This is a genomic window from uncultured Rikenella sp. (genome assembly GCF_947628055.1).
GTDB lineage: Bacteria > Bacteroidota > Bacteroidia > Bacteroidales > Rikenellaceae > Rikenella.
Genome location: NZ_CANQYJ010000104.1, coordinates 1 through 8522, shown reverse-complemented (window position 1 = coordinate 8522; position 8522 = coordinate 1). Strand labels below are relative to the sequence as shown.

Below are 8522 nucleotides of genomic sequence, written 5' to 3'. Positions count from 1 at the left end.
CTACAAGCCCGTGCCGCCGAAATTGCCGGAGGCCAACGAAGTGGGGCTGTACCGCACCACATTTGAAGCGCCGCTGCTGCTCAAAGACCGGGACGTCTACCTGCATATCGGAGGAGCGAAGTCGGGAGTGTATGTCTATCTCAATGGGCGTAAAGTGGGGTACTCCGAAGACTCGAAAGATGCGGCGGAATTCAAACTCAACGACTACCTGACCGACGGAACGAACACCCTCGTACTGGAGATTTACCGGTGGAGCACCGGTTCTTACCTGGAATGCCAGGACTTCTGGCGGCTCAGCGGAATCGAGCGCGACGTTTATATCTACTCGCAGCCGCGGACACATATCGAAGACTTCTATGTGGTTTCGACGCTCGACTCGACTTATACCGACGGGATCCTGAACGTGGATGTGGCGATGGTCAACAGCTTCGTCCGGCCGTCGGGGCCGGTGCAGGTCTGGTTCGAGCTGGAGGATGCCAACGGAACGATGGTCGACTACTCGTACCAAGAGATCGAACTCGACGGCTACGGCAGGGACACCGTGCGGTTCCGCCGGACGGCGCGGCAGAACAAGGACGCCTTCCGGAACGTGCGGCGGTGGAGTGCGGAAGATCCGTACCTCTACAACCTCGTGCTGAAAATCAAGGCCGACGGGCGATTCGTGGAGTACACCAGCGCACGGGTCGGTTTCCGGACGAGCGAAGTCAAAGGGAACCAGTACTATGTGAACGGCAAGCGGGTCTATATCAAAGGAGTGAACTACCACGAACACCACGAAAAGACCGGGCATGTGCTGGACGAGGCGACGATCCGCGAAGACTTCCGGCTGATGAAAGCCCACAACATCAATGCGATCCGGCTGTGCCACTATCCGCAGCAGCGGCGGTTCTATGAATTGGCGGACGAGTACGGGTTCTACCTTTGCAACGAAGCCAATATCGAGTCGCACGGCATGGGGTACGACTTGGCCAAAGGGCGGACCTTAGGGAACGATCCGCAGTGGCTCGCCAAACACATGGATCGCACACAGAACATGTACCACCAGACCAAGAATTTCCCGAGCGTGATGTTCTGGTCGCTGGGGAACGAAGCGGGGAACGGCTACAACTTCTACGAGACCTATCTGTGGCTCAAGGGGATGGACACCTTGCGGCCGGTGCAGTACGAACGGGCGATTTTAGAGTGGAACACCGACATTTTCTGCCCGCAGTACCCGTCGGCGGCCACCCTCGCACGGTGGGGGCAGACGGAGACCGACCGGCCGTACATCCCGTCGGAGTATGCCCATGCGATGGGGAACTCGACAGGCGGTTTCCGGGATATGTGGGAGGCGATTTACCAATATCCGAACTTGCAGGGCGGATTTATCTGGGACTGGGTCGATCAAGGCATCTGGGTCGAAGACACGACAGGCCTCAGGGATCCTTATTGGGCTTACGGCGGCGACTTCGGGCAGAACCGGCCTTCGGACGGGAATTTCCTCTGCAACGGTTTGGTGAGCCCGGATCGGACGCCCCATCCGGGGATCGCGGAGGTCAAAAAGATGTACCAATATGTCTGGTTCCGGCCCGTCGATCTCGCGACGGGGAAATTCGAGGTGAAGAACCTGTACGACTTCACGAATCTTTCCAAATATAACGTGAAGTATACCGTCACCGCCAATGAGCGCGTGGTGCGGCAGGGGACATTCGCGGGGCTGGATCTCGCGCCGGACCAGACGCGGATCGTCTCGGTGCCGGTCGGAGGGCTCGCGGCGCAGCCGGGGACGGAATATTTCGTCAATTTCACGGTGTCGCTCAAGGCGGCGGACGGGCCGCTCAAGGCGGGCGACGTGGTGGCGACGGAACAATTCGCGCTGGATCACCTGCGGGGGCCGAAACGGACTTATGCGGCACAGGGACAGGTGAGTGTAGACAACGGCGCGCAGGAGATCGACGTGGCGGGGCCGAATTTCGGTCTCACGGTGGATCGGGCGACGGGACATATCGTTTCGTATCGCACGGGAAGTCTGGAATACATCCAGGACGGCTTCGGCTTGCGGCCCAACTTCTGGCGTGCGCCGACCGACAACGACTACGGCAGCAAGATGCCCAGCCGGCTGCAAGTCTGGAAAGAGGCCTCCAAAAACCTGAGAGCTTCATCCGTAACTGCTGACATGCAGGGAAATACGGCAGTCGTGACGGCGAAATACGCGCTGCCGGAGGGATGCGGCCTGACGGTGACGTACCGGGTTTACCCGACCGGGGCGGTGCATGTGGGGTATGCGTTCCGGGGCAATCCGGGGTCGAAAAGCCAGCTGCCGCGCCTCGGCATGCGGATGCGCCTGCCGGCGGATATGGCGGCGCTGCAATATTTCGGCCGGGGGCCGGAGGAAAATTATCAGGATCGGAATTACGGAACGAATGTGGGGCTGTACCGCAGCAATGCGGGGGTCGAAAACTTCGACTACGTGCGGCCGCAGGAAACGGGGCACCATACCGATACCCGCTGGCTGGCCCTCAATCGGTCGAAAGGGCCGGGGCTGCTGGTGGAGGCGGACGACCGGATGGAGTTCAACGCGCTGCGCAATTCGGTGGAGGATTTCGACGGACAGGAAAGCGACAAGCCGTACCAGTGGAACAATTTCCGGCCCGACGAAGACCACTCGGATGCCGCCGGACGGAACATCAAGCCGAAGCAGACGCATATCGACGACATCACCCCGCGCGATTTCGTGGAACTGTGTCTCGATTACAAAATGATGGGTCTGGGCGGGGATGACAGCTGGTGGTCGCAGCCGTATCCGCAGTACCAGCTGCCGGCGGCCCGGGACTATACGTGGGGGTTCACCTTGGTGCCGGTCAGGAGCGGCTCGAATGTACAACGGCAAACGGGATATAAATACTGAATCGCGGCATATCATATCCGGAGATTTACAGCCCGGCGGGAATATCCGGCCGCGGGCAGGGTCGGATCATGAAAGACGGCAGTCCGGCCATTCCCGCCGCCATATCCCGCTGAAATTCGTACCTTCGTTCGTCCATAAACAGGAAAAACACACGAAACATCATGTTTAAAATACTGAAAAAAAGCGAATTGGCCCCTTCGATCTACCTGATGGAGGTCGAAGCGCCGCGAGTGGCGCATGCGGCACAGCCGGGGCAGTTCCTGATCGTCATCGTCGACGAGAAAGGGGAGCGGATTCCGCTGACCATCTGCGATTACGACGCCGCGAAAGGCACCGTGACGATTTTCATACAGGCGATCGGCGCTTCGACCATGCGGATTGCGGCTTTGAACGAGGGGGACGGCTTCGCCGACTTCGTCGGGCCGCTGGGCCAGCCGTCGGAACTGATCCATTACAGCCCGGAACGGTTGGCCGCCACGAAATTCATGTTCGTGGCGGGAGGATTGGGGGCCGCGCCGGTCTATCCGCAGGTCAAATGGCTCGCCGAACGTGGCGTGCAGGCCGATGTGATTATCGGGGCGAAGAACGAGAGCCTGATTTTGTTTGAAGACGAATTCCGGGCATTGACCCCGAACGTGCACATCGCCACCGACGACGGGTCGAAAGGATACAAAGGGCTGGTGACCAATCTGTTGAAAGAGCTCGTCGTGGAGCAGGGCAACCGTTATGACTGCGTGGTGGCGATCGGGCCGATGATCATGATGAAATTCGTGGCGCTGACCACGAAAGAGTTGGGGATTCCTACGATCGCGAGCCTCAATACCTTGATGGTGGACGGCACCGGCATGTGCGGCGCGTGCCGGGTGACGGTGGGCGGCAAGACCCGTTTCGCGTGCGTCGAGGGGCCGGAATTCGACGCCCACCAGGTCGATTTCGACGAAGCGATGCGGCGGCAAGGCATGTACCGCACCATCGAAGAACGCCGGCGCGCCGCAGAGGCCGAGCGCGTCGCAGGGCATAAATGCAATATCGGATTGTAACAAAGAGACTTATCATGGCAAACAAGATACCCCGGGTTCCCGTCAGGGAACAAGACCCGAAAGTGCGGGCGACCAATTTCGAGGAGGTGTGCTACGGCTATAATCTGGAAGAGGCGTCGCTGGAGGCCACGCGCTGCCTCGGCTGCAAAAAACCGAGGTGCGTGGAGGCGTGTCCGGTGTCGGTCAAGATTCCGGATTTCATTCACTGCATCGTCGAGGGGGATGTGGCTGCGGCGGCGCGGGTGATTGCGCAGGATTCGCTGCTGCCGTCGGTGTGCGGACGGGTCTGTCCGCAGGAGACGCAGTGCGAGGGGGCGTGCATCCTGGGGGTGAAGGGCGAGCCGGTGGCGATCGGAAAATTAGAGCGGTTCGTGGGCGACTGGGGCCGGGAACAGGGGGTGGCTTTGGCGGAGGCCGCGCCGCATAACGGGCACAAAGTGGCTGTAGTCGGGTCGGGGCCGGCGGGACTGGCTTGCGCGGCGGATTTGGCGAAAATAGGATACGGGGTGACGGTTTTCGAGGTGCTGCACCGGGCGGGCGGGGTATTGCAGTACGGGATTCCGGAATTCCGGCTGCCGAAAGAGCGGGTGGTGGGGCCTGAAATCGAAAACGTGCGGCGGTTGGGGGTGAAGATCGAGACCGATGTGGTGGTGGGGCGGACGGTGACGGTGGATCAATTGATGGACGAGGAAGGATTTGAAGCCGTATTTATCGGCTCGGGGGCGGGGCTGCCGCGATTCATGGGGATTCCGGGGGAAAACCTGAACGGGGTGGTTTCTGCGAATGAGTTCCTGACCCGTACCAATCTGATGCACGCTTACGACCGGCAGTACGATACGCCGATCTATACCGGCGGCCGCGTGGTGGTCGTCGGGGGAGGAAATGTGGCGATGGACGCCGTGCGCACGGCGAAGCGGTTGGGGGCGGAAGCGTCTATCGTCTACCGCAGGTCAGAAACCGAGCTGCCGGCCAGGCGCGAGGAGGTGCACCATGCCAAGGAGGAGGGGATCGACTTCCGGATGCTGACCAATCCGGCGGAGATACTGGGCGACGAGCGCGGCTGGGTGAAAGGGATCCGGTGCGTGCGGATGGAGCTGGGCGAACCGGACGCTTCGGGACGGCGGTCGCCGGTCGAGATTCCGGGGTCGGAGTTCGAGATTCCGTGCGATGTGGTCATTATGGCGTTGGGGACGTCACCCAACCCGTTGATCGCGGCCACGACGCCGGGGCTGGAGACGAATCGGCGGGGCTGTGTCGAGGCGACGGACGAGGGGGCGACCACACGCGAGGGGGTTTTTGCGGGGGGCGATGCGGTGACGGGAGCGGCGACGGTGATTCTCGCCATGGGGGCGGGACGCCGGGCGGCGGCGGCGATCGACGCGTATATCCGCAGCAAAAACTGATCGGGTTTACCGAACCGAAAAAGGGGAGAAAATTCTTTCACTGAAGAAAGAATTTTCTCCCCTTTTTTCTATCTTTAAAATCGTTAATCCGGCTCCGAACCATGAAACCGAAATCCTTTCTCCTCTGTGGCTGGCTGTGCCTGTTCCTAACCGCGGCGGCGGCCCAGCAGCCCGGTGCCGTCTACCTGAAAAACGGAGCGATTTTCCGAGGCGAGATTGTCACGGGAAACCCTCTCGGAGTGACCGTGAATATGTCCGACGGACGCTCCTATTTTTTCATCTTTAAGGACATCGACTCAATAAAGCAGAAAACAGCACCCCGAACACCATCCGGCTCATCCCGATACGTCGAACTCCGCCGCTTCGATCAAATAGAATTCGGCATGGGGTACGGGCCGGCTTTCGGTAAAAAAGGTCTCGCGGCACTCTCGCTCTCTTTCATTTCCTATCATGCGCGGATCACTCCGCATTTTTCGATCGGCGGCAAATGGGACTTCGATTACCTGCCCGACATCAAGCGCTGGTACGGGCCTTTAGTCCTCAATGTGAGAGGATATTTCGGACCGTCGACCGGGAAAGCGCAGCCTTTTCTGTCGCTCGAGGGGGGCTATGCCTTGGGATTTAAAGACGACGAAGACGAGTACAGCCCTTCGCCCCATGGCTGGCTCGTCACCCCGTCTGTCGGACTGAGCGTCCGCTTAGGCCGTAATACAGGTGTCCTCTTCTCTCTCGGCTACCGGATGCAGTGGCTTCCGGAATACGTCTGCATAGGCGGCTATTCCGAAAAACCGTTCCTCACGAAATCGATTATGGTACGCATGAACTTCGCCATCTATATGGCCCCTTATTAGCGCGCCTCGTTTCACAAATCGACCTCGCAGCCCTTTCCGTCCCGTTCCGCATACGCCCGGCCGCCATGCTTCGACCGCGCATAGTCGAACTGCGGTTCGACTAACCATCGCCCCCGCCGGTCGATATAACCGTAAAGGCCTTGCATCATCACGCATGCCGCCCCCTCGCTGAATCCCTGCGCGAAATCGTAGCGCACCGGGATCGCCAGCCGTCCGTCCGGCCCGGCATACCCGTAGCGCGAACCTTTCCGAACCAAGGCCCGCCCTTCGGCGAACGGCCAGGCATCGTCGAACCGCGGCCGCGACAACAACCGAAAGGCGCCGTCCGCAAACCCCCACTTCCCGCCGATACATATCGGCACCAATCCTTCCGAGAAGTCGCCGCAATCCTCGTACTGCGGTTCCCGCAGCCACTCTCCCGCCGGGCCGATAAATCCCCACCGCCCGCCCACGCACACCGCCGCCGCCCCTTCCGAAAATTCCCGCGCCCGGTCGAAGACGCACTCCGCCACGACACTCCCTCCGGCTGTCATAAAACCGTATTTGCCGGCCCGGCGTACCAGGCGTATGCCTTCCGCCCCCGGTTCTCCGCAATAGTCGAACGACAGAATTCCTGCCGGTTCCCGCGCCAAGGCCTGTGCCAGTCCCTCCAGCCGTTCGTCGCCCGAACCTAACATGGCGAACAGGGGGTCTTTCGACAATTCCGTATCGTGCAGGTAATTATATCCCGGGCACTCTCCTTTGGCCAACCGCGCCGGATCGAACAATAAGGCCGCCCGGTTGCAGAACCGTTCGTACAGTTCCGGCCAGCGGGCCAAAGCGCGCAATCCCAAGCTGATGAGTGCGATCGGGAAATCGTCGATCTGTTTTCCGAAGCCTGTTTCCGAGCGTCCGGGGTGTCGGAACCCTTCGGTTCCCGTTTCACGGGCCCTCTCTCCCGCCATTTCCGGCAGGTAGAGGCCGTCGTAATCGATCAGCACTAACTGTCCGTCCGGTCTGACCATGATATTGTCGGGTTTCAGGTCGCCGTGGGCGAACGGCTGCCGCAGGAGCCACACGGCCAGCCGGTCGAACTCTTCCGACAACCGGAGCAGTGTCCTCCGGTCGGAGTCGGCGGCGGCCGCGTGGATCGCCTGGGTCAATGAGCGGCCTTCGACCCAATCCATCAGCAGTACCGATTGTTCGGAAACGCTGCCGTCGTCGCCGAACACTGTGATTTCGTCTTCTAACCAGCGGAACGGTACCAAATAAGGTATCTGTTGTTTCCGGAGGGGTTCCAGTGCCCGCGCGATACGCCGGTAGGCTTCCGCGCGGCCGGGCTGGTGGCGTGTGAAGCATTTCAGGGCGCAGGGTTTTCCTGCGACGGTCACCCGGAACACGGCTCCGTAGGCTCCCGACGAAAATTCGGGCGGTACGGGCGAGGAAAGTCCGGTCAGGGTGCGAAACAGTCCGTCGGGGTTCAGGATCGTTTCGGAGTAACGTACAGTAGTGGGGTACAGCATTTCTGGCGATTCGATCGGTGCAGTCTTTTCTGCCGGGCGTTCGTCGTGTCCCGATCTGCGGCAATCTTCGGGAGGGGTGCAATGAATTTGGAGCGCTGCGGATTTCCCGCCCGGTTCGGCAAGTAAATGTAAGGTTAATTTTAGGCACTGGCAAATGTTTCCGAAATGTCGTCGGCGATTTCTCTGTGCCGGACTTGCGGTACCGAGCGGCACCGCAGAGGCCTAAGTTTATTTAACCGTAGGTTTATTTTGCACCGTGCCGGATGGTACTGTTCTTTCTTTGAAAAGAAAGAACCAAAGAAACTTTCAGATAGCTGCGCTACTCCTTAGGCTCCGCAGTCCTCTTTCTTTGCATTTGTTTCGGGGCGCGGGAATCGGGCCGATTAAGGGCTGAACCTTATCATATCGGCCCGATTCCCCACACCCCGACAAATCGAAGACAAGGGTACCCGGCAGGCTCAAGAGATGCGCAAGCATCTCAGAAAGTTTTTCTGGTTCTCTTTGTTCACAAAGAGAACAGTTCCCTCCCGAACACGTACAATAAAACCTACGTTAATTATGGTTTCCGCGTCAGCGGAGGCCCAGTTGCCAAGGCCGCACAGCGGCCTTCAGGGGGCTGGCGACGGGCCGGATACTATTGTACAGTTAATTTTCGGGTCGGACACCCGAGATGCTGTAATCAAGGACGCTCTCGGCCTTATTACGGGTCAGACGCCTCCTCCATAGGTCAGACGCGTTGCGTTTTTATTGAAACTACCCGAAATCTCCGGTCAGGGAACCCGGCGATTTATTTCCATGGGGGCGGAGGGGGGAGGAACGGGGCGCTTCACACTCCTATC

The 8522-nt window shown here is 59.8% G+C and carries 5 protein-coding genes; 4 read left to right on the top strand and 1 reads right to left on the bottom strand.

Annotated features, from left to right (window positions below; all coding sequences use genetic code 11):
• The 4 genes from Q0Z93_RS08680 to Q0Z93_RS08665 all read left to right on the top strand — a co-directional run.
• Positions 1-2887: glycoside hydrolase family 2 TIM barrel-domain containing protein (locus Q0Z93_RS08680; protein WP_298064577.1), on the top strand; the 2887-nt coding region annotated here is incomplete at its 5' end.
• A 161-nt stretch (positions 2888-3048) separates the two neighbouring features.
• Positions 3049-3927 carry a sulfide/dihydroorotate dehydrogenase-like FAD/NAD-binding protein gene (locus Q0Z93_RS08675; RefSeq protein ID WP_298064576.1) on the top strand — a complete coding sequence of 293 codons (879 nt, stop codon included), beginning with the start codon at positions 3049-3051 and terminating at the stop codon, positions 3925-3927.
• Between the two features lie 14 nt (positions 3928-3941).
• Positions 3942-5330 carry an NADPH-dependent glutamate synthase gene (gene gltA / locus Q0Z93_RS08670; RefSeq protein WP_298064574.1) on the top strand — a complete coding sequence of 463 codons (1389 nt, stop codon included), beginning with the start codon at positions 3942-3944 and terminating at the stop codon, positions 5328-5330.
• 101 nt (positions 5331-5431) lie between these two features.
• Positions 5432-6181 (top strand): hypothetical protein, encoded by a 750-nt coding sequence (locus tag Q0Z93_RS08665; RefSeq protein ID WP_298064572.1) that lies wholly within the window; start codon positions 5432-5434, stop codon positions 6179-6181.
• An 11-nt stretch (positions 6182-6192) separates the two neighbouring features.
• Here Q0Z93_RS08665 and Q0Z93_RS08660 read toward each other — a convergent pair whose 3' ends face one another.
• Positions 6193-7683 carry a WG repeat-containing protein gene (locus tag Q0Z93_RS08660; RefSeq protein WP_298064571.1) on the bottom strand — a complete coding sequence of 497 codons (1491 nt, stop codon included), beginning with the start codon at positions 7681-7683 and terminating at the stop codon, positions 6193-6195.
• Positions 7684-8522: the final 839 nt, after the last annotated feature.

Coding starts and splice junctions, on each gene's coding strand:
- gltA (WP_298064574.1), top strand. CDS start 3,942: ATGGCAAACAAGATACCCCGGGTTCCCGTCAGGGAACAAGACCCGAAA.
- Q0Z93_RS08675 (WP_298064576.1), top strand. CDS start 3,049: ATGTTTAAAATACTGAAAAAAAGCGAATTGGCCCCTTCGATCTACCTG.
- Q0Z93_RS08660 (WP_298064571.1), bottom strand. CDS start 7,683: ATGCTGTACCCCACTACTGTACGTTACTCCGAAACGATCCTGAACCCC.
- Q0Z93_RS08665 (WP_298064572.1), top strand. CDS start 5,432: ATGAAACCGAAATCCTTTCTCCTCTGTGGCTGGCTGTGCCTGTTCCTA.